The organism is Streptomyces sp. NPDC005761 (assembly GCF_040630635.1).
Lineage (GTDB): Bacteria > Actinomycetota > Actinomycetes > Streptomycetales > Streptomycetaceae > Streptomyces.
Map to the genome: position 1 here is coordinate 60668 of NZ_JBEXXX010000008.1, position 19805 is coordinate 80472.

The 19805-nt window shown below is 67.8% G+C and carries 20 protein-coding genes; 6 read left to right on the plus strand and 14 right to left on the minus strand.

The window, feature by feature from the left end; all coding sequences use genetic code 11:
- Positions 1-2 precede the first annotated feature (2 nt).
- From ABZ434_RS10295 to ABZ434_RS10305, 3 genes are all read right to left on the minus strand, one after another.
- Positions 3-602, minus strand: coding sequence for a DUF1788 domain-containing protein (locus ABZ434_RS10295; protein WP_359133828.1), 600 nt, complete (start codon positions 600-602; stop codon positions 3-5).
- Positions 599-1228, minus strand: a complete 630-nt coding sequence (locus ABZ434_RS10300) for a DUF1819 family protein (RefSeq protein ID WP_359133830.1) — start codon at positions 1226-1228, stop codon at positions 599-601. The genes ABZ434_RS10295 and ABZ434_RS10300 overlap by 4 nt, the downstream gene beginning before the upstream one ends.
- Before the next feature lie 86 nt (positions 1229-1314).
- Positions 1315-1515 carry a helix-turn-helix domain-containing protein gene (locus ABZ434_RS10305; RefSeq protein WP_350686877.1) on the minus strand — a complete coding sequence of 67 codons (201 nt, stop codon included), beginning with the start codon at positions 1513-1515 and terminating at the stop codon, positions 1315-1317.
- A 270-nt stretch (positions 1516-1785) separates the two neighbouring features.
- Here ABZ434_RS10305 and gltX point away from each other — a divergent pair, with 270 nt between their 5' ends.
- On the plus strand, positions 1786-3159 hold the full coding sequence (gltX, locus tag ABZ434_RS10310) for a glutamate--tRNA ligase (RefSeq protein WP_359134176.1): 1374 nt from the start codon (positions 1786-1788) through the stop codon (positions 3157-3159).
- A 10-nt stretch (positions 3160-3169) separates the two neighbouring features.
- Here gltX and ABZ434_RS10315 read toward each other — a convergent pair whose 3' ends face one another.
- The 9 genes from ABZ434_RS10315 to ABZ434_RS10355 are packed head-to-tail and all read right to left on the minus strand — an operon-like array spanning position 3170 to position 12449.
- Positions 3170-4162, minus strand: a complete 993-nt coding sequence (locus ABZ434_RS10315) for a glycosyltransferase (protein ID WP_359133834.1) — start codon at positions 4160-4162, stop codon at positions 3170-3172.
- Entirely contained in the window at positions 4159-4773 is a 615-nt protein-coding gene (locus ABZ434_RS10320; protein WP_359133837.1) for an HD domain-containing protein, read from the minus strand. Before ABZ434_RS10320 ends, ABZ434_RS10315 begins: the two co-directional genes overlap by 4 nt.
- A gap of 5 nt (positions 4774-4778) precedes the next feature.
- On the minus strand, positions 4779-6503 hold the full coding sequence (locus ABZ434_RS10325) for a carbamoyltransferase C-terminal domain-containing protein (protein WP_359133839.1): 1725 nt from the start codon (positions 6501-6503) through the stop codon (positions 4779-4781).
- A 23-nt stretch (positions 6504-6526) separates the two neighbouring features.
- The gene (locus tag ABZ434_RS10330; protein WP_359133842.1) at positions 6527-7324 is read right to left on the minus strand and encodes a radical SAM protein; all 798 of its coding nucleotides are present in this window, start codon (positions 7322-7324) and stop codon (positions 6527-6529) included.
- Between the two features lie 16 nt (positions 7325-7340).
- Positions 7341-8459 carry a hypothetical protein gene (locus ABZ434_RS10335; protein ID WP_359133845.1) on the minus strand — a complete coding sequence of 373 codons (1119 nt, stop codon included), beginning with the start codon at positions 8457-8459 and terminating at the stop codon, positions 7341-7343.
- Positions 8459-9568: a radical SAM protein gene (locus ABZ434_RS10340; RefSeq protein WP_359133847.1), complete on the minus strand. Its 1110-nt coding sequence runs from the start codon at positions 9566-9568 to the stop codon at positions 8459-8461. Before ABZ434_RS10340 ends, ABZ434_RS10335 begins: the two co-directional genes overlap by 1 nt.
- 3 nt (positions 9569-9571) lie before the next feature.
- Positions 9572-10570 carry a D-2-hydroxyacid dehydrogenase gene (locus tag ABZ434_RS10345; RefSeq protein WP_359133849.1) on the minus strand — a complete coding sequence of 333 codons (999 nt, stop codon included), beginning with the start codon at positions 10568-10570 and terminating at the stop codon, positions 9572-9574.
- A complete protein-coding gene (locus ABZ434_RS10350; protein WP_359133851.1) occupies positions 10567-11877 on the minus strand; it encodes a glycosyltransferase family 4 protein in 1311 nt (436 codons plus the stop codon). The genes ABZ434_RS10345 and ABZ434_RS10350 overlap by 4 nt, the downstream gene beginning before the upstream one ends.
- Before the next feature lie 44 nt (positions 11878-11921).
- Positions 11922-12449 carry an ATP-binding protein gene (locus ABZ434_RS10355; RefSeq protein WP_359133853.1) on the minus strand — a complete coding sequence of 176 codons (528 nt, stop codon included), beginning with the start codon at positions 12447-12449 and terminating at the stop codon, positions 11922-11924.
- 201 nt (positions 12450-12650) lie between these two features.
- Between ABZ434_RS10355 and ABZ434_RS10360 the strand changes: the two genes are divergently transcribed.
- The 4 genes from ABZ434_RS10360 to tyrS are packed head-to-tail and all read left to right on the plus strand — an operon-like array spanning position 12651 to position 16965.
- Positions 12651-14096, plus strand: a complete 1446-nt coding sequence (locus ABZ434_RS10360; protein WP_359134178.1) for a carph-isopro domain-containing protein — start codon at positions 12651-12653, stop codon at positions 14094-14096.
- A 10-nt stretch (positions 14097-14106) separates the two neighbouring features.
- Entirely contained in the window at positions 14107-15057 is a 951-nt protein-coding gene (locus ABZ434_RS10365; protein ID WP_359133855.1) for an FAD-dependent oxidoreductase, read from the plus strand.
- 52 nt (positions 15058-15109) lie between these two features.
- A complete protein-coding gene (locus ABZ434_RS10370) occupies positions 15110-15520 on the plus strand; it encodes an NUDIX hydrolase (protein WP_359133857.1) in 411 nt (136 codons plus the stop codon).
- A gap of 41 nt (positions 15521-15561) precedes the next feature.
- The gene (gene tyrS, locus ABZ434_RS10375) at positions 15562-16965 is read left to right on the plus strand and encodes a tyrosine--tRNA ligase (protein WP_359133859.1); all 1404 of its coding nucleotides are present in this window, start codon (positions 15562-15564) and stop codon (positions 16963-16965) included.
- A gap of 138 nt (positions 16966-17103) precedes the next feature.
- On the opposite strand, the gene ABZ434_RS10380 is transcribed toward tyrS, so the two are convergent.
- Entirely contained in the window at positions 17104-17808 is a 705-nt protein-coding gene (locus tag ABZ434_RS10380; protein ID WP_359133861.1) for a nucleotidyltransferase domain-containing protein, read from the minus strand.
- A 536-nt stretch (positions 17809-18344) separates the two neighbouring features.
- On the opposite strand from ABZ434_RS10380, the gene ABZ434_RS10385 reads away from it, so the two are divergent.
- A complete protein-coding gene (locus ABZ434_RS10385) occupies positions 18345-19163 on the plus strand; it encodes a DUF317 domain-containing protein (RefSeq protein WP_359134180.1) in 819 nt (272 codons plus the stop codon).
- A 258-nt stretch (positions 19164-19421) separates the two neighbouring features.
- Here the strand turns inward: ABZ434_RS10385 and ABZ434_RS10390 are convergent, their stop codons facing one another.
- Positions 19422-19802, minus strand: coding sequence for a hypothetical protein (locus ABZ434_RS10390; RefSeq protein WP_359133863.1), 381 nt, complete (start codon positions 19800-19802; stop codon positions 19422-19424).
- Positions 19803-19805 lie beyond the last annotated feature (3 nt).

Here is a 19805-nt window from a genome sequence, read left to right on the forward strand (position 1 = left end):
AGTCAAGCCTCCTGTTCCAAGATGTTCTTGGCTCGGTAGTACTGGTCGTCTTTGAGTCGCCCGAACAGCACGAGCGAGGACCCCAACGTGTCGGACTGCTCGTAGCGGCCGGGAAAGAACATGAGCATCGGCTTGCCTGTCACGACGCTCTGCAAGTTATTGAGCACGTTGTGCGAGCGGATGTATGGGAAGACCTCGCCGATGCCGGTGAGGAAGAAGATGTCGAAGTCGCCTTCGGCGAGCTTGGCGCGAACCGCAGGCGCAACGTGGAGCTGCGGGTCGAGCATCCCCTGAAGCAGCTCGCGGAAGTCAGCCTTGTCCTGCTCGGGCTCGAGGGCGAGCAGGCGGTCCCAGACTCCGCGCTCTTTGAGCATTTCCACCGACAGGTCGTAGAGATTGATCTCGCGAACCACGATTCCCTTGTTGGCCAGTCGGTTCTTGACGCGCTTCTTGGCCCCCGCGACCAAGAGGGCGTCCTCGGGATCGTAGGGGTAGATGAAGAACGGCACCTCGTTGCTCAGGCCCTCCATCTCGAGGAACCGCTTGCCGCTGAGCACCTGAAACAGATGCTCTTCCTGCTTGGACAGCTCGGTCGGCGTCACCGTTCGGCCCTCCCTGTATCGCGATCGCTGGTGGGGAAAAACCGCAGTTCGCTTGGGGTCCGCGTGGACAAGGCACCAGCGACCCGCTGCGATAGCACGGCTTGGAGCAGGTGTTCGCGGTCGGAGAGCAGGCCGGCCTCGTTAAGCATTCGAAACACGTTCGAGCGCAGCTTGCGCAGAGTCGAGTCCTTGGCTTCAGCCAGCTCGGTATGCCACAGAGCCTTGCCGCGCACGAAGCTGTCATAGTCCTCGTACGTGAGAGTCGACGTCAGCAGGAGGAACCGCTCGCGCACCACTTCCTCGGCGAACTCGCCGATCAGGTCATAGCGACGGCAGGCAGCTGCCCACAGCAGGTGGCCGCGCTCGGTGGCCGTCGCGTCGATGAGCAGCTCGATCTCGTCGTCGGTGAGCACGGCGAGCCGCTGGGTGACCTCGCGGGCGAAGCGTTGCCCCGACGCGACTGTGCGAGCCTGCAGCAGGTTGTCATGCTCGATCATCGCGCGCACCTTCGACCAGTCGTGCTCGCGCAGGTACAGCGGCGCGGCGATGAGAGCCTCGCGCATGAGAAGGGCACCGCTGGTGAACGAGAGCGCATAGCGCGACGCAGGGGCGGTCCCTTCCGCCACGAGGCACCTCCTTTCGGGCCAGGCAAGTCGATCAGGATACGGCGACCCACCAACACCTCCCTCGTGTCAGTGGGCAAATCCTCAGGTCAGCTCGATCCTGCGTGGTCGCTCGATGACGCGGCACCGCCGCTGCGCACCCACTCATCGATTTCACTGGTCTGGAACTTCCAGAGGCGTCCGAGCTTGTGGGCTGGCATGCCCTTCTCGGCGATCCACCCATAGACCGTGTCTTTCGTGATGCCGAGGTGGGCGGCGATGTCGTCGGCGGACAGCCACGGTTCAGCCACGGTGGAACCTCCAGTCGACAGTCAGCCTGAGCACATCGGGCACACGTATCCTATCGGTGCCTGTGGCGGGGTTATAGCTGGTTTAGCCAGGTGTAGCAGGGCCACGCCTGATGGTTGGTGCCTTTCCCGGCCGCGCAACGTGAAGGAAGTCGCACAGGCCACCGATGACGCCTCTGAGTAATTGGTCCAGCGCTAATGTCTGGCGTCGGTACCCTGGACCACATGTCTACTGCCCGGGTTCGCGTTCGTTTCGCCCCGTCTCCGACCGGCATGTTCCATGTCGGTGGCGCGCGGTCCGCTCTCTACAACTGGGCCGTGGCACGACAGTCCGGCGGCACGTTCGTCCTGCGGATCGAGGACACCGACGCGGCCCGGAACAAGCCGGAGTGGATCGACGGCATCGTCAGCGCCCTCGCGGCGATCGGCATCCATGGTGAGGACCCGGCCTTCGAGGGGCCGTATTTCCAGTCGCACAACGCGGCCCGGCACAGCGAGGCCGCCCAGCAGCTGTACGCGGCGGGCAAGGCGTACTACTGCGACTGCACCCGGGAGCAGCTGAAGGAGCGCACCGGGTCGGAGCACCTCGGGTACGACGGGTTCTGCCGCGACCGGGGGCTGGCCTTCGAGGAGGGGCGGGCGCTGCGGTTCCAGACACCGGATGACGGCGAGACCGTTGTGGTCGACCTCATCCGTGGGGAGCCGGCGTTCCCGAACAGTGCGATCGAGGACTTCGTGATCGCCCGTGGTGACGGGTCTCCCGTCTTCCTGATCGCGAACGTGGTCGATGACCTGGACGAGGGGATCACCCAGGTCATCCGAGGCGAGGAGCACCTCTCGAACACGCCGAAGCAGCAGCTGCTGTGGGAGGCGCTGGGTGCCCAGCCGCCGGTGTGGGCGCACTTGCCGGTGATCGTGAACGAGAAGCGGCAGAAGCTGTCCAAGCGTCGCGACAAGGTCGCGCTGGAGGACTACCTCGCCGAGGGCTTCCTTCCCGAGGCGATGGTGAACTACTTGATGCTCCTCGGCTGGGGCCCCGGCGGTGACCGTGAGCTCATGCCGTACGAGGAGCTGGAGCAGCTCTTCCGAATCGAGGACGTCAACACTGCCCCGGCGTTCTTCGACGTGAAGAAGCTGACGGCGTTCAACGGCGACTACATCCGTGCCCTGGCGCCCGCGCAGTTCGCCGCCGCCTGCGCGCCGTGGCTCGTCGCCCCGTACGCGCCGTGGCAGCCGGAGGCGTTCGATCAGGCCGTCTTCGAGACGGTGGCACCGCTGGCCCAGACCCGGCTGGCGTTGCTGTCCGAGATCACCAACAACGTGGACTTCCTGTTCCTCGACTCGCCGGTCGAGGACGAGGCGTCGTGGAACAAGGCCATGAAGGCCGGCGCCGACGGCATCCTGGCCGATGTCCGCGCCGAGTTCGCCACCGTCGCGGACTGGGAAGCGGACGGCCTGAAGGCCGTCACGCTCGCCGTGGGAGAGAAGCACGGGCTGAAGCTGGGCAAGGCCCAGGCGCCCATCCGGGTCGCGGTCACCGGCCGAACGATCGGACTCCCGCTGTTCGAGTCCATGGAGCTGCTCGGCCGGGACCGCGTGCTGGCCCGTCTGGACACCGCGGCCGAGAAGCTGGCCGCGCAGGTATAGGCGACCCCGGTCAGGCGACCTGCGCGAGAAGGTCGCCCCAGGCGTTTCCGAAGTAGTGCAGGTCGAACCGGGCCAGGGCCTCGTACGCGGCCTTGGCTTCGGTTCGGGGCGCCGTAGCGTGTTCCCGGACCTGCGCCGCCGACAGACGGCCGAGGTCTGGCGCCGGCTGGCCGGTCAGGGCCGCGAGATCGCCGAGCCCGGCGACCGGTCGGATCAGGCAGGGCAGTCCGAGCAGCAGTGCCTCGGCCGCGCAGCGGCTCCAGCCCTCCCGCATCCGGGGCAGGAAGACGCCGACGTCGCATGCCCGCAGCAGCCGCAGGTATCGCTCGCGCTCCACGTCGTAGTGCGTGCCGTCGAAGCCGATGGTGTTGCTGCCGCTGGTGATCACCTGCAGCCCGGGTGCGCCGGCCAGGGCCGCTGCGACCTCCGCGGTGCCCTTCCAGTGGACTGCCTTGCCCGCGTACACGCCGATCGTGTCCGGAGCCAGGCCGAATTCCGCGCGGCACTCGGCCCGGTCGAAGCCGCGCGCCCGTTCGACCTCGGTCATGTCGAAGGCGTTGTAGATCACCCGTACGTTGTGAACGCCGCGGGACCGGAGGAAGTCAGCCCAGTACGGGGATACGCACACCACGGCCGCACACTGCGGCAGCACCCGGAACAGCCGTTCCCAGAGCATGGCCTCCACGGGAGCGGAGTCGTGCTGCAACGGCTCGTAGTGGTGCAGGAGGAACACCGTGCGGGCTCGCATCTCCGGTGTGAAGAACAGCAGGCTGAGGTCGTCCCACACGAAAGTGCCGGTGGCGGCGGAACTCAGCGCCCGGACGGTCGGGGCCAGCCGGCCGAGGTGGCGGAGCTTCCGCCAGCGGCGGACGCGGTAGGTGCGCTTGTGGTCCGGAACCGTGCGCCACTCGACATCGTCGGCGGTCGCCTCGTGAAGCATCCGGAGGTAGACCCGGCCGCCGGTCCGACCGACCGGCTCCATCGAGTACACGATCCGTCTCACGGGCGTATCTCCTGTTGGTGTTGGACGTACTCGGCGTTGAGCAGCGTGTGCGCGGCTTCCAGGTGAGGGTTGTGGCGGCGTGCGGCGGTGGCCAGGGGGAGGTGGAAGTCTGTGAGGTTCCGTACGAACTTCTGCCGGCGTTCTTGGTTCGGCGAGGCGGCCAGGTCGCGCAGGTTGTGGATACGGTCGGCCAGCCGTACCAGGAGACCCTCCGCGGGGAGGGCCGCTGTCTTCACGCGCCATCGGTTCTCGTCGCCCGGAACCTTGGGCCGGCGTTCGAGCCGATGGTCGGGCGTCATCGCGCGTAGGCGTTCAGCGAAGGGTGCCCCCAGCTGGTGGGTGACGAGAGCCTCTGAGCCCGGATCGACCTCCAGGGCGTCGTGCAAAAGGCCGAGGAGGAGGGTTTCGGGCTGTGTGACGCCGAGCTCGGACCGCAGAACCGTGACGACGGCGAGCGGATGCTGGACGTACGGGGTGCCCTGATCTCGGGTATGCCCGGCGTAGATCGCGAGGGCCAGACCGGCAGCCACACGGGCGCGGGAACGGTCCCCGACGGCCCATGTGCTGGTGGCGAGTGTGGTCAGGATGTGAGGCAGATTGGCAACGGCCATTTCCGTCACCCCTCTCGTAAGGATGGCTGGGGTAGAGCCCGGGGGTCGGGGACGTGGTCGGCGATCAGGAGGGTGTCTCCGACGGCGAGGGCGTCGAGCCCGAGGGCGGCTGCCGCCTGTACGGCCTGCTCGGCGGATCGCAGGATCGGCGTGCCTTTGAGGTTGAAGGAGGTGTTCAACAGCAGCGGCAGGCCGGTGTGCTCGTGGAACCGCTGGAGGAGTTCGTGCAGTCCCTGGTGGTCTGTGGCCACGGATTGGACGCGCGCGGTGCCGTCGTGGTGGGTGACCGCGGCTATGCGGTCGGCTCGGCACCGGCGGACGTGGGCGACGCGGTTCATGAAGGGGTCGCCCGTCGACATGAACCACTCCGTGGCGTGCTCGGCGAGGACGGCTGGGGCGAACGGGCGGTACGTAGCTCGTTGCTTGATCGCGTTGAGTCGATCCCGCGTGGCGGCGTGGCCCGGGTGGGCGAGGATCGAGCGGTGCCCGAGGGCCCTGGGCCCGAATTCGAGCGGTCCCTGTACCCAGCCGACAATGCGGTGCTGAGCGAGCAGCGCTGCCGCCGCCGGTGCCAGGTCCGCCCCCAGGCCGGTCAGAGCGTGGTACCCGGATGGCATCACACCCGCTTTCAGAGTGCCCGGGTTAGGGCCCCAGGCCGCGTCGGTCGGCACCTGGAGACATTCCTGCCCGAGCTGGTAGTGCCAGGCGTACAAGGCGGCGCCCACAGCGGTGCCCGCGTCGTGTGGTGCCGGTGCCACGAAGAGGGTGTCGAAGCCGCTGTCATCGGCCAGCCGGCCGTTGAGGTGGGAGTTCAGGGCGCACCCACCCGAGAACACCAGCGCCGAGGCTCTCGTGAGCCGTTGCAGATGGCGTGCGATGTGGATGACCGACTCGGAGAAGACATCCTGAACTGCGGCGGCCAGGTCGGCCCGTTCCGCGTCGGTTTGCTCTACGACGTTGTCAGCGGTCCAGACGCGGCCACGGAGCAGCAGCGGTGTGCTGCTGTCCGCCGAGCCCCAGGGGTGGCCGATCCGGACCTCGCCGTCGTCGCCGAGCCGTACGAGTTCGCGGATCTGCGGCCCGTAACGCTGGGGGTCGCCGAACGCGGCAAGCGCCATCATGCTGCCCTCGGGTTCGTCGCCCGGTGGGATCACTCTGCGGGCCAGGTTTCGGTAGAAGTGCCCGAGGGAGGAGTGAACGCGCCGAGGGCCTACAGGGCCGGGAACCACGGTCGGCATGCTCTGGTGGATGCGGTCGATGCGATCCGGCCGCAGGTCGTAGCCGGTGATGCGTTCCCGCCCCGGACCGAAGTCGGAGCCGAGGGAGGAGCCGCCGGCGTCAATGACGAGGCCCGCCGCGTGGGCGTGTCCGGAGAGCAGGTACCCGGAGAGCACATGGGCGGTGTGGTGGGAGAGAAGGCGGAGATGGTTACCGAGCGGGGCAGGTAAGAGAGCGGCGAGTTCGTCCCGCTCCTCGGTGAGCCACCAGCCGGCTGCGGGGTTGGGGCGCATGGAGGCGGCCCAGACGGCGTCGACGTCTTGCGGTTCGATGCCGGCGGCCTCCAGGCACCACTGAAGGGCACGGACCGGTGCGGCGAGCGTGCCCTTGCGGGTTGGGTGATTGTGCTTGACGCCGCTCCAGCGTTCCTCTTCTGCCGCGTAGAGGCGGCCGTCGACGATCAAGGCGGCGGCGGTGTCGTGGTGGAAGTTCAGCCCGAGGACTGCGGGCATGGTCGTGTACCTCCGGTCTGGAGTCAGGCGGTCGGAATGCTGACGGGTAGGAGAGCGGCGCCGGAGTCGGTGTACTCGTGGCAGCGAAGGCAGAACCGGAAGTGATGGCCTCGGGGGGCGAACACCTTGGCCGCGAAGTCCTCGTCCCAGATGCTGAACTCGCTGTCGTCCTTCGCCATGGCGTTGAAGCAGCGGTAGCAGGAGCCGTCCATCTCGATCATCAGGTGCTGGTCGAGATAGCGGTCGCAGATGCCGCGCAGCTCGTTCGCCGGCTGCCCGACGTCGACGTGGTGCACGTGGTTGGTGACGTGGATTGCGCCGTACGTGTCGCACAGCCTCGCGAGCTCCACGAGACGGGAGGAACTGATGCCTTCCAGCACGCTGTTGACGACCACGGTTTTGCCGGCTTCGCGGAGACGGGGCACGACGGCGTGCACTTCGGCGTAGTTCTCGTGCTCGTCGTCGCAGCCGATGAGGATCTGGTCGTACGAGCGGAGCGTGGCCTCCATGATTCGCTGGTTGCGGGCCAGCGTGATGGCGTTCGTGCCCAGAACCATGACCTTGTCCGGCAGGCGTGTCCGGGCGGCTTCGCTGAGAGCGGGGAAGTCCCGGTGCACGGTGGGTTCGCCGCCGTTGATGTGCAACTGCTGGAAAGGGATGGTCTCCAGCCGGGTCAGGATGGTGGAGAACACCTCTGGGGCCATGTTCTCGCCTTGGGCGCCGTCGGCGAAGATACAGAAGTCGCAGGAACGGTTGCATTTCGTCGTGATCTTGATCTTCGCCGTCTTCAGGGCGCGGGGCTGGGACGCACGCGCGGGCATGGCGGGGCTCCTTGTGTCAGGGGTGGATGGCACTGAGCGGGAGGCTCAGGAATTCCTGCACCGTGGACTTCTGCCGGTGCCAGAGCGCGAGGGTGGTGCGCAGGGTGTCGGGAGTCGTCGGTCCGGCGGGGATCAGCCCGGCCATTCGGGCGGCCAGGCGCTGGGCGGGAGTTGCCCCGTCCTCCGCGAGCGCGATCAGGGTCTGTGCGGCGGAACGAAGTTCCTTTGCCTCCCGCCGGATCAGGTACTCGGTCGCGACACCGGACGGCGGATCGAGGTAGTACAGCCAGCGGGCGACACGTACGCGGAGCATTCCGGCGGTCATTGCCCAGTCGGTTGCAGCGGACTCCTTGCCCTGGTCAGGAGGGTGGCTTGCCTGCGGAATGCGGCGCATGGCCGCTTCCAGGGAGACGTGTGCCGCGCGGAGCAGGTGGCGCGGGCTGCGGAGTCGCCCGTTGGGTCCGTCTTCGGAGTGCCGGAGAAACAGCTCGGCGTAAGCGTCCAGCCCGTCCGGGCGCCACTGGGTGAGCGCGGCCGTCTTGCCGGGGCAGCGGGTCCGTGTCGCGAGTGCGGCGGCTGCGAACCAGCAGGGGGCGAGGTAGTGCCAGGCCACGCAGTGGCGCCGGTACGCCGTGATGTCCTCGACCACGTTGTCCGTACTGTCCGCCGCCAACTGGTACCGGCCACCGAGCCTTGCCTGGAGGATCTGCCTGTAGAAGCGTTCGTCGACCTCGCACCAGGGCGCCATCTGGGCCTGGGACTTCCAGCGTTGAAAGTTCCGGGTGCTTCCGCTGATCAGGGACCAGGTCGCGAGCTCGGGTGCGGAGACGAGCCGTCCATCTGCCTCGGCCACGGTGAACGCGAATCCGGGCGGATGCTCCAGAAGCCGCCCGTGGGAGACCTCCCGGCGGACTGCGGACTTGTGGGCTGCGGCCAAGTGGTGGTTCCACTCCTCCCAGTCCCCGGGTGCCTCTGGCAGGAGGACACGCACGTCGATGTCCGAGTGGGGAGCCAGCAGGTCGGCCGGCTGCCACTTGTGGGTGAGCATCACGGCCCCGACACCGTGGGCGTCCAGCTCGCCTTCGTACAGCGCTCCGAGCCCCAGGTAGAGGGGCGGCGCTTCGGCCACGACCATCACCGCTCCCCGGTGGAGGCTCGGGTGCACGAGGGCTGGGCCGCTTCCGAGGGGAGGACGGGGAGCAGCGGCAGCGGGACCGGGGCGCCCTCGGGGCGCTCCATCCGGTCCCAGCGCAGGTCGTAGTCGACGTAGTGGAAGCCCTGCCAGGCATCGTTCGTGTTGCGGTCGAGCATGGCCTGGAAGAGGTGGGCGAAGGCGTCATCGAGGGTGTCGTCGGCGAGGTGGGGCTTCAGAGGGATGTCGCGGTTGTGGAGGATGCAGGGGCGGGCCACACCGGTGGGTGTGATCTTGATTCGGTTGGCGTCGGAGCACGTGGCGCAGCTGGAGTTGGAGATGAAGCCGATCGAGCCGGCCCATCCGTCGGGACGGAGATACTTCCCGGGGCTACGGACACCGAGCTGGTCACGAGAGACCTCCCCCGCGCCCGCGAACCATTCGTGGAGACGGTCGCGGACGTCCGCCTCGCTGATGAACTCGGTGTCGAACAGCGCCTGAGCGGGCCCGATGTTCTGGAGTTCGATCAGGCGGACGGCGACAGGCAGATCGCGGGCCAGCTCCGCCACGGCGAAGGCGTCGTCCAGGTAGGTGCGCTGGAGGACGCAGTTGATCTTCACCTGCAGGCCGAGGGAGAGGGCGTCGTCGAGGGTGCGCAGGGTGGTGCGCGGGTCGCCGCCGCCCATGATCGTGGCGGATCGTTCCGGGTCGAGGCTGTGGAGGCTGAGGTTGAGGTACGTCAGGCCGGCGCCACGGAGCGTCTCGACGCTCAGCCCGCGGCGCAGGTTGCCGTGGCTCGTCATGCCGATCGCGGCGCCGGCCCCGAGGCCGTCTGCGAGGCCCGCGATCACGTCGAGGATGTCCGCCCGCAGGGTCGGCTCGCCGCCGGAGCAGTGCGCCTTCCGGATCTTCCAGGTACCGGCTTCCGCGGCGATGGCCGCGTAGTCGGTGGTGGTCAGAGGACGGTCCTTGTGCCCGTAGTCCGGCATGCAGCGGGGCTTGCAGAACACGCAGTCCAGGTTGCACAGCGAGTTCAAGGTGAAGGCGAGGTAGGGATGGTTGCGGCCGGTCGCCGCGAATGCGGCGGTCAGGTCGTGGCGGGTGGTGGGCATCGGTCAGCCTCCAGCGAGGGGAGAGTGGACGTCGGGCACTTCGGCCAGGCCGTTGAGCGGCTGACCGGCGAGGTATCGGTGCAGGTTGGCGGCGAAGAACTCGATCGCCTCGTTCATGTACGTGCGGCAGAGCGTGGAGCTCTTCGGTGTGAGCACGACCCGGGGATGAAGCCGTAGCGGATGGCGAGCGGGCAGCGGTTTCGGGTCTGAGACGTCCAGGGCGGCGCCGCGAAGGTGGCCGGAGTTGAGGGCGGCCAGAAGGGCCTGCTGGTCGACGGTCGTCGCACGGCCGAGGTTGAGGAACAACGCTCCGGGCTTACAGGCCAAGAGGAGGTCGTGGTCGAAGAGGTGGTCCGTGGCCCGGTTGGCGGGTAGCAGGTCGACCACCACGTCGGCGACAGCGAGGGCCTGGCGGATGGCCGAGTCGTGCATCCAGGTGATCCCGTTCCCGGCTGCCACAGGCGGTGTCCGACGCACTCCGATCACGTCCATGCCGAAAGCGCGGGCGGCGTCGGCGAGATGGCCTCCGATGCTGCCGCAGCCGACGATGGTCATCGTCGACCCGGCGAGGTCGAAGAACTCTGCGGCGAGGTCGTCCTTCCACCACGTCCGGTTTCGCTGGACGCGCTGGCTCATGAACAACCCGCGGGAGAAGCCGAGGACCAGCCCCATGGCGTGCTCGGCCATGGGGCGGCCGTGGAACCCGTACGACCGGGTCAGGGCCACTCCGGCGGAGTGGGCCTCGGCGACGGGAAGATGGTCGGTGCCGGCGGCCGGGGAGGCGATCCAGCTCAGGTGAGGCGCGTGGGGCAGCCACGATGGCTCGAACCGCCAGCCGAGGTAGACGTGTGCCTCGGCCAGCTGGTACGGCACGTCCTCCTCGGAGGCCGTACGGAAGTCGACACCTGGGAAGGCGGCACGTAGGGAACGCTCGTGCTCAGCGGACAACCGCCAGAACGAGTGCGGGGATTCCAGGCTGATGAGCACCACCGGCCGGCTCATCGGGGCCTGCCTTCCCCGGCGGACGACGGAGCCAGAGCCCACGGGGAGATGTGGCCGATGACGGAGGCGATATTGGCCTCGTAGTCGTGGCGCGAACGCACAAGAGCCGCTCCGGCGATCCGGAGTCGCTCGCGCTCTCGGGGGAGGACGGTCAGGGCTCGGTGCAGGGCGGATGCCAGAGACTTGGAGTCCCGGGGTGCGGAGGTGAAGCCGGTCTCGCCCTCGATGACGGTCTGGGCCAGTCCGCCGGCGCTGGTCGCGACCACCGGCCCCGCGCCTGCCGCGAACGCCTCCAGGGGTATCCGTCCGAAGGGCTCCTCGCGTGAGGGAACGACGACTGCGCGCAGCGCGGGACTGTGCAGCCAGGAGCGGACGGAGGGGGTGAAGCGGGTGATCAGCGTCGCGTCCAGGTCGTGGGCGCGGATGCTTGCCGCCAGGTCCGTCTGGTGCGAGGTCAGGCGCCTGTTCCCCTCCGAGGCGACGGCCGCCAGGAGCAGGTGCGGAATACGAACCCCTCGCGCCTTCAGAAGGCGCAGCGCCCCCAGGAGGTCCTCGAACCCCTTGGTGGGCACCGCGCGCCCCATGGCAAGCAGGAATCCGGCTCGGGCCTTGAGTGGCAAGGGGAGGACAGCCGCCGGCCTGGTCATCTCCTCCCGGATCAGCCCGTTCGGGATGTCCACGATGCTCGCCCGAGGGACCCCGCAGCTCGCGACGAGGTGGTCTCGCATGTGAGTGGAGATGGCCCCGATCCGCCCGCCCCGGGCGATCGCTGCCCGCAGGGCTTCACGTTCCCAGCGGCTTCGCGACAGGTCTTCTGGCCGTGTGAGGGCTGCTGCGGAGCGTGGGACGAGGAGCAGGTCCATGGTTGGTGACGTGTATGGGGCGAGGCCGAGGAGTGGGACGTCGAGGCCGATGAGCAGGCAGCGGCTGGCGCGATCGGCGACGCGTAAGGCAGCCTCCCCTGCCAGGTCACACAGCTGCATGGAGCCGTGGACCGAGCCCGGCGGTGCATGGACCGCGGGGATCGCGATTACCTGGGCCTCGGCCTTGTCCAGCATCTGCTGGACCTCACGGGTCCACCGCTGATCGTGCGCTCCCGCTGTATCGGGGACGTGCGGGGCGATCACGGAGAGACGGCCCGTCGGCAGAATGCGGGCGAGGGCTGTCAGGAAAGCGCGGTTGCTGAAGCCGGTACCCGACGAGGCCCCGTAGAAGCCCTCGTGGACAGCTACGACGACGCGGGGTTGAAGACCGGTCTCCAGCGCGTCAGTGAGCGAGGGCGGTGGGGTCGCATGGTTGATGCGCACCGTGTGGTGCCTCCTTCGAAGACGGGATCTCGCGGGCGCGAGCATCAGGGCGTGCCGGTAGGCGAAGCGCCGGTCACGCGCGTGAGCCGGCACCAGGCGCGGGTGCCGTGGGCACCGGTCGTCAGAGACCAGGCGTCGGCCAGTGCCTCGACGATGAAGAGGCCCCGTCCCGATTCGGCCTCCTCCTCAGGAGCAGGGGGAGAGGTAAGCGCGTGGCGGAGGCAACCGCCGTCGGTGACGGTGATCTCGACCTCCAGACCACCGACAGCCGGGCTTCGGCGGTCCACACACAGGACCAGGGGCGGGTTCCCCGAGGTGAAGGCGTTCGTTGCGAGTTCCGACCCGATCAGTCGGGCGTCGTCAAGCAGCTGTGCCTCGGTGCCATGGAGCGCCACAGCGACGGCTTCGCGAGCGACCGTGGCCGCCCTCGGTCCGTACGGCAGGTCCGTGATCAGCGTGGTCGTGCCGCCGCCGTCAGCGTGCTTCGGTGAGGGAGCGGAGACCGGTCCTCCGGTGTCGCGCTCCAGCACGCAGCCCGGCCGGTCTCGGGAGGTGCTCGTGTGGTGTCTCAAGGCCCACCTCTTTCTCCGCCGGCGTCGAAGGCGGCGCCTTCCGCCGTGACTCAAGAACACCGGAGGAGACCGGTCACGCAGCACCCGATCAGTCGGTCAACTCGGTCAACTTCCCTGAGATGCGGGTGATTCGGGCTCCTTCTGCTTCACCATGGGGAGCGCGAAGTGGTCGACGAACCGCAGGGACGCGAGGGGGCGCACGTGGGACAACACGCAGGAGAACCCAACGCTGCGCTGGCCGGGTGCCTCGACGAACTCGGGTGGAGCCCCAAGGCGCTCGCGCGAAAGCTCAACAGGGTTTTCGGAGCGGGGACCGTCGCCGAGTCGGCGCCGTACCACTGGAGGGACAGCGGCTCTCTGCCGCGCACGCCCTTACCGATGATGGCCGCCTACGTGCTCTCCCAGGAACTGGGTAGAGCTGTCTCCGTAGCCGAACTGTGGCAGGGCCGCGCGGGCGACTCCTCTGCACTCGTCCCGGCGGACACGGATCTCGCACGGCCCTGGACCGTGCAGGGCATGGAGGCGATCGTGGAGGACTGGGTGATGGGAGGGCTCGTCGACCGGCGCCGATTCCTCGCGATCTCAGGCGCGGGGCTTCTGGCGATCGTTGCCCAGTACCTCGACGGAACCGCGGGGCGAGGCCAGTACGCGCCTCGGATGACACCGCCGTCCGGCGCTGATCCGCTCGTCGACCAGGTCGAGCAGCACCTGCCCATGCTCCAGCTGCTCGACGACGAGCACGGAGGCGCGAGACATCTCCCGTATGTCGGTGCCCAGTTCCGTGCTGTTGGGCTATTGATTCACGAAGGTGGTCATTCGCCGGTTGTGACGAGCAGGCTCATCCGCGCGCTTGCGGAGATCGGGCAACTGGCTGGCTGGATGGCCTTCGACGCGGCTGATCACGGTCTGGCGCAGCGCTACTTCGCCACTGCGTTGCGAGCCGCACATCAGGTCAACGACCTGCCCCTGTGCGCGCACATTCTCGGCGACCTCTCCTTCCAGGCGGCGAGCCGGGGACATCCGGCGGATGCCATCGCCCTCGGCGAGGCCGCCCGCCGCGCCAGCGAAGCCGCCCCGCCTGCCGCCCGGGCATCCGTCCTTTCCCGGCTCGCCTACGCGTATGCCGCCGGCGGCCGGGACAACGACTTCGCCCACACCCGCGGCTCCGCGCGAGAACTGATCGCAAGTCGGGACGGAGGCCAAGAGGAGCCCCGCTGGATGTACTTCCTCACCGACAACCACCTCGACTGCCAAGCCGGCTATGGCTTCATCCAGATGGGGCGCGCGCGGCAGAAGGAGGACGGCGGTACGAAGGGCCACCGCTTTCTCGCTCAGGGGACCGAGATGCTTCGTTCCGGGGCGTACGACGTTCCACGTGGCGACCCCAGCCAGCGCAGGGCCATGTTCGAAGGGGCCTGGCTGGCCTTGGGACACAGCGCCCACGGAGACCTGGAGGCGGCCTGCGAGATCGGCCAGATCGCGGCTGACCGCCTTGACGCCGTACGTTCGCCGAGGAGCGCGGCGCTGCTCCACCAGCTCGCGGCTGACCTCCGCCGCCGCCAGCGCAACCCGCACGTCCGTAGCTTCCTGCCAGCCCTCGAAGACGCACTCGCCCGACATGCTCCGTCGACGCCACCCGGCCGTTAGGGTCGAGATCATGACCGCAGGGGAACGCGTTGTCGTTGTCGGCGCTGGCGTGGCAGGGCTGACCACCGCCGTTGTTCTTGCCGAGGCCGGCGTACCAGTGCACGTGATCGCCGAGCAGGTGCCCGGTGCCACCTCGTTGGCCGCCGGCGCGATGTGGGGTCCGTACCTGGTCGAGCCGAAGGACAAGGTCGACCGGTGGGGACAGCGGTCCCTGGAGCTCTTTCGGGAGCTGGCCCAGGACAAGGCCACAGGCGTCCGGCTGACCAGCGGCATCGAGGCGTCCCGCACTGCCGAGGCCCCACCGGACTGGGCCACCACACTGCCCGGGTTCCGGCCTTGTAAGTCGACCGAACTGCCGGACAGGTTCACGGCCGGGTACCGGTTCACGGTGCCGATGATCGACATGCCCCCCTATCTCGACTACCTCCTGCGCCGGCTGCGGGCAGTCGGCGGAACGGTCGAGCAGCGACGTCTGACCTCGCTCTCGGACGTCGGCCCGGCCCCTCGGATCGTCAACTGCGCGGGCTTGGGTGCCCGTGACCTGGTCCTTGATTCAGACCTGCGGCCGATTCGTGGCCAGCACGTAGTCGTCACCAACCCAGGTCTCACCGAGTTCTTCTCCGAGGACACCGGCACTTCACCGGATCTGCTGTGCTTCTATCCGCATGGAGAGACCGTTGTCCTGGGCGGCACAGCCATCGAAGACGAAGGCGACCTCACGCCAGACGGCACGGCGGCGGCCCGCATCCTCGCCCGATGCGCCGAGGTCGAACCCCGCCTAGGCCATGCCCGCGTTCTGGGGCACCGGATCGGCGCTCGGCCGACTCGTTCCGTTGTCCGCGTGGAGGCGGAGCGACAGGATGGAGCCCTGGTCGTACACAACTATGGGCATGGAGGCGCCGGCGTCACGCTGTCCTGGGGGTGCGCCCAGGAGGTTTCGTATTTGCTTGCCTCGAAGTGACCCTAGATCTATTGCCGTTACATCTCGCGCGCGGCGTTCTTGGAGGGCACACGTGACGCAGCAGCACAGTAGGCCGCGACCAGGCATCGCTGCGGCGATCGTCGTCCACGAGGGGCGGGTCCTCATGGTGCGCCGTCGGGTCAGCGAGGGGCAGCTCTCCTGGCAGTTCCCTGCAGGCGAGGTTGAACCCGGCGAGTCACGCGAGGACGCTGCTGTGCGCGAGACCCAGGAGGAGACCGGCCTGACCGTCTCCGCAGTGAAGCTACTCGGCGACCGGATCCACCCGAAGACGGGTCGGCTGATGTCATACACGGCCTGCGACGTGGTGAGCGGTACCGCCTATGTCGCAGATACCGAGGAGCTGGCCGAGCTCGCCTGGGTGGCCCATGGCGAGATCGTGCAGTACGTGCCGTACGGGCTGTTCGAGCCCGTACAGGTTCACCTCGATACCGCACTGCTGTAAAGGGTTGGCGCGCGGGCCTGGAACCTGGTCGTATACGCGCCATGAGCCGTTTGAGTAGGTCCGTCACCAGTGTCATGCACATCCTCGATGGAGCGGACCTGGGCGCGGACTACACGGTCTCGCAGCTGCTCAACGAGACAACAGCCCGGCGCTCCCTGGACCTCTCCGACCTCTCCCCCCAGGAGCAAGCCGCGCTGGTAGAGGGGCGCGCCATCAACCTGATCCCCTCGGCTGCGGTACTCGCCGAGAAGATCGAAGCCGCGCGGTCTGAGGGGCGCCAGTTCGTTATCAAGTACGGCATCGACCCGACCTCGCCCGACGTCCACCTCGGCCACGCGGTGCCGATCATCATCGCCAGCCGACTGCAGCGCATGGGTCACCACGTCGTCTTCATCATCGGCGACGTGACGGCGAAGATCGGTGACCCCTCGGGACGCTCCTCGGAACGACCGGCTCTCACCGACGAGGACATCGCCCGCAACCTGAGCACGTACCAGCAGCAGGTCACACCGTTCATCGACTTTGAGCGTGCCGACCTGCGCTTCAACGGTGAGTGGCTCAACAAGGTAAGTCTCCCGCAGCTCGTCGAGATCCTCGCCCGAGTACCCGTCTCCATGTCGTTGCAGCGTGAGGACTTCCGCACGCGGCTCGCAGAGGGACAGGGCCTGTCCATCGCCGAGTTCGTTTACTCCGTCGTTATGGCGATGGACTCGGTCGCCATCACTGCCGACGTTGAACTGGGTGGAGTCGACCAGCTGCTGAATCTTCAGATGTGCCGCAAGGTCATGGAGATCTCGGAGCAGACGCCCGAGGTCGTCATCACCACTCCGCTCATCGAAGGGACCGACGGCACGGGCTCCAAGATGAGCAAGAGCAAGGGCAACTACGTGGGCCTGACAGCAACGCCCGATGATGTCTACGGTCGGTTGATGTCCATCCCCGACCACCTGACCGAGCCGTACCTCCAGCTCCTCACCGAGTGGACGGACGACGAGATCCGCGTGGTGACCAAGCGCCTGGAGGACGGGACCGCTCACCCGATGGCCATCAAGCGGATCCTCGCCGGAGAGGTGGTAGCCGCCCTGCACGGCCCGCACGTCGCGGCCGCCGCCCGCGCGGAGTTCACAGCTCGCTTCTCAAAGCGGTCCTTCGGGGACACCCAGAACCTCCCCGTCGTATCCCTGAACGAGCACTCCGAGGACACTCTCGGCGCCCTGATCAGCCGCACGCTGGACTTCGCCCCCAGCATCTCCGCCGTGCGCCGTGTGGCTCAGCAGAAGGGCCTGCGTTTTATCCGTGAGGCGGACGGAGAGCAGCAGACCACTCAGCTCACGGAGGCGTCCGTCCAGCAGGCGCTCGGCGCAGTGGTGAGCGAGGTTGGGGCACTCGACGGCGCCGCGCTGTACCTCAAGGTGGGTCGCAAGGTGGCTCGCATCGAAGCCTGAGATTCAAACCAGGCGCCGGCCCACATCGGTGGGTCGGCGCCGTTCTGTTCGGTCTCTGTGCGACGCGGTGCAGCCGAGTTGTACGTGCACGATGCGCGACCCCTCCAAAGCGGGCCTACCACCCAACGACGACCTCGTTCATGGCGTTCCACCGCGTTTGTACCCGACCCACAATCGGCCACCGGCCTGCTCCAGCACCTCGTCCACGGCTGCCACGAGGGACTCAATCTGCCCCTCCAATACTTCACGCAGGCCATCGTGCAGCCGCATGCTGATCCCCGGCGCTGTGGTCTCAAGACGGCGTGCCAGCCACTTCCCGCCTCCGTTCCAGGATCCGCCGAAAGCCAGTGCCAACTCGCCGGTTCGTCTCACCAGTTCGGTGGCTATGAACAGTCGTTCGCTCTGGTCGGTGCTCCCCGCGAGGTCGTCTAGTAGGTCGGTGATCGCGTAGCGGCAGTCATCGATCTCTTCAGACGACACCGTTGGCGGTCCCGCCACGGTCAGCTTCCGGGCCTCATCGGCGATGTACGCGCCGACTCCGTCGTGGTCGAAGAGCAGGATCCCGTCGGCGCACATCCAGAGCAGCGGTGATCTGCGCTTTCGTACTTCCCGTTCGACGAATGCGTGCCACGTTGCCTCGGTGTGCACGAACATCTCCACGGGCCACTCACCGTGCTGGAGGCTTGCCCGGTACGGGGCTGGGGGGCCATGGAGCAGCACCACGATGTCGAGGTCCGACATCGCCGTGCGGCGGTCCGTCACGACGCTGCCTCCGAGGAGGGCGGCCCGGGCGTCAGGGTGGTGCTCCTTGATAACGGCACGTGCGGCGTCGATCGCATCCATGCAGTAACTATTCAGCACTCTGTCTGTCGTGCGCACCGGGTTTCTACGGGGATACGGCAGGGCTGTCCCCAGGAGCCGACTGCTGCTCCATCTGGCATGTCTCCAGGCAGCGGGCCCGTGTCTGCGGGCGAGAAGTCGGCGAATGGTTCAGGTGGTGACCTTGGCCTCCGTTTGCGCTGCCATTGACGCGGGACAGGGTTGACGGCCCCTACGCGGCGCCTCCGGCGACGTACGGCTGTCGCCCGTGTCCCAGTTCGCTGGGGGCAGACAGGAAAGAGCCACGAAAGACTGGCCAGCGAGGGCAGAGGGATGTCAACGTAGACGACTCGGCAGAACCCCAGGTCAGAGTGCTGATCGGCGCGCCTGCGGCTCCCCCTGGCCGCAGCTTCCCCACTTGTCTATCTAGCTGGCGGCGCAACGCCGACAGCGGACTCGGGCGCCTGCCGCCCGAGGTAGCCGTCGCCATGAACCGGCAGGCTCCCGTCCAGGCGCTGCCGCGCCGCGTTGCCGGCGCCCAGTACACCCGAACCCGGCCCTTGGAGGCACTCCTGAATCCGCGCTACCCGTTCGATCCGTCTTTTGAGGCTGGCGCTCTTCCCGCGTACTGGGTCAGCCCCCGACACCTGGCCGGCGATGACGGTCGTCTCTGCGATGTCGTCGTGGACAGCCTCGCCGGTCTGGGCTGGGCGAGTCTGACAGCCGTGCGAGGACGGCGAGACTTCGATGAGCTGGGAGATCACCAGGTGGTGCGCAGCACCGTCCTGCACATCAGTCCCGACGCCCTTCGGTGGGCACAGTGGGTGCTGGCGGACGAGCCGTTCCACCTCGGTGGCCTGCCGATCGCGTGGCAGGTCTCGGCCCGCTCGGACACCACCAGTTCGCTCGCGGACTGGTCCGCCTACTTCACCCCAGGCGTACCGGGAGAGGCCATCACCGAGTTTCTCCTGGCGCTCGGCCAATGCAGCCAGCCCACCACCTTGTACGACGGTCCCGAACTGGTCATCGCCGCGGCCACCACGCACGGTTGGCTCCGCGACGCCGACCAACCCCATGCGGCAGCGATGCACCCCACCTTCACCTCCCGCCTCAGCCTCAGCGAGGTGCCGCCCCTCATCCAGGATGCCGACCCCAGCGTCCTGACCGCCGAGGGGGAAGGGCAGGTGGCGACGGGCTGGCAGGCGTGGGCTGAGCCTGCCATGGGGGCTCCGTACCTGTGGGCCGCCTCATTCAGCGCGAGCGTGCCGCACCGTCTGGTCGCCGCGTTCGCCTCCTCGCTCAGCGACACGGCACCGGTACTGCGCCGGGTGCTGCCGGAAAGCACGCGGGACCAGCTCCTGTGTGCCCCCGCCAACTGAGAAGCGCCTCACTCCGCGTACCAAAGCCGGGCCTCCCGTCTGGGAGGCCCGGCTTTGTGCTGCTCTAGCAGGTCTTGTGTGGAGCGGACTTGTGGTTGCTGGGGCGGGACCGTTTCAGCGCTGGGTGCTACGTCCCGCTTGTTGGCACCGCTGAGCAACGGTGCCTATCTGATCTCTCGTCGCCCCGATCGCTGAGGCTGGCAGACACTCCGGCCAGGCCGATTCCTCGCCCTGGTCGAACAACGACGCGACCCTTCGTCAGAAGGTGTTGGCGGTGAAGGGACGCGCGGGTATGGCTACGAGGCCGAGCAGGCGGTTGAACTCCGTCCGGTCCTCTTCGCTCATGAGTTCGTGGGCGTTGCCGAGGCTCTTCACGGTGAGCTGCTGCATGAACGGGGCAAGGAAGTCCTGCAGCGCTTCCGGGGCGTCAGCCCACTCCTGCCGGTGCTTCACGAAGCGCTTGAACTGCGCGTCAAAATCGAGGAACTCGCTGCGAGTCGCTGTGAGGACATGAGCCTGTTCCTCCTTGCTGAACGGCCGTCCGTCGCGATGGCTCCACGTGTTGGTGTCGGCTCGGTACTTGAAGTCCGCGTCGGCGAGGAGGGCGATGATGTCGGGTCGGGATGAGGGTGCGGTCATACG

What these genes read in the sequence shown, in the direction of transcription:
- gltX (WP_359134176.1), top strand. Translation starts at nt 1,786, where the DNA reads ATGTTCCATGTCGGTGGCGCGCGGTCCGCTCTCTACAACTGGGCCGTG.
- ABZ434_RS10320 (WP_359133837.1), bottom strand. Translation starts at nt 4,773, where the DNA reads ATGGCCGTTGCCAATCTGCCTCACATCCTGACCACACTCGCCACCAGC.
- ABZ434_RS10325 (WP_359133839.1), bottom strand. Translation starts at nt 6,503, where the DNA reads ATGCCCGCAGTCCTCGGGCTGAACTTCCACCACGACACCGCCGCCGCC.
- ABZ434_RS10330 (WP_359133842.1), bottom strand. Translation starts at nt 7,324, where the DNA reads ATGCCCGCGCGTGCGTCCCAGCCCCGCGCCCTGAAGACGGCGAAGATC.
- ABZ434_RS10335 (WP_359133845.1), bottom strand. Translation starts at nt 8,459, where the DNA reads ATGGTCGTGGCCGAAGCGCCGCCCCTCTACCTGGGGCTCGGAGCGCTG.
- ABZ434_RS10340 (WP_359133847.1), bottom strand. Translation starts at nt 9,568, where the DNA reads ATGCCCACCACCCGCCACGACCTGACCGCCGCATTCGCGGCGACCGGC.
- ABZ434_RS10345 (WP_359133849.1), bottom strand. Translation starts at nt 10,570, where the DNA reads ATGAGCCGGCCGGTGGTGCTCATCAGCCTGGAATCCCCGCACTCGTTC.
- ABZ434_RS10365 (WP_359133855.1), top strand. Translation starts at nt 14,107, where the DNA reads ATGACCGCAGGGGAACGCGTTGTCGTTGTCGGCGCTGGCGTGGCAGGG.
- tyrS (WP_359133859.1), top strand. Translation starts at nt 15,562, where the DNA reads ATGAGCCGTTTGAGTAGGTCCGTCACCAGTGTCATGCACATCCTCGAT.
- ABZ434_RS10380 (WP_359133861.1), bottom strand. Translation starts at nt 17,808, where the DNA reads ATGGATGCGATCGACGCCGCACGTGCCGTTATCAAGGAGCACCACCCT.
- ABZ434_RS10390 (WP_359133863.1), bottom strand. Translation starts at nt 19,802, where the DNA reads ATGACCGCACCCTCATCCCGACCCGACATCATCGCCCTCCTCGCCGAC.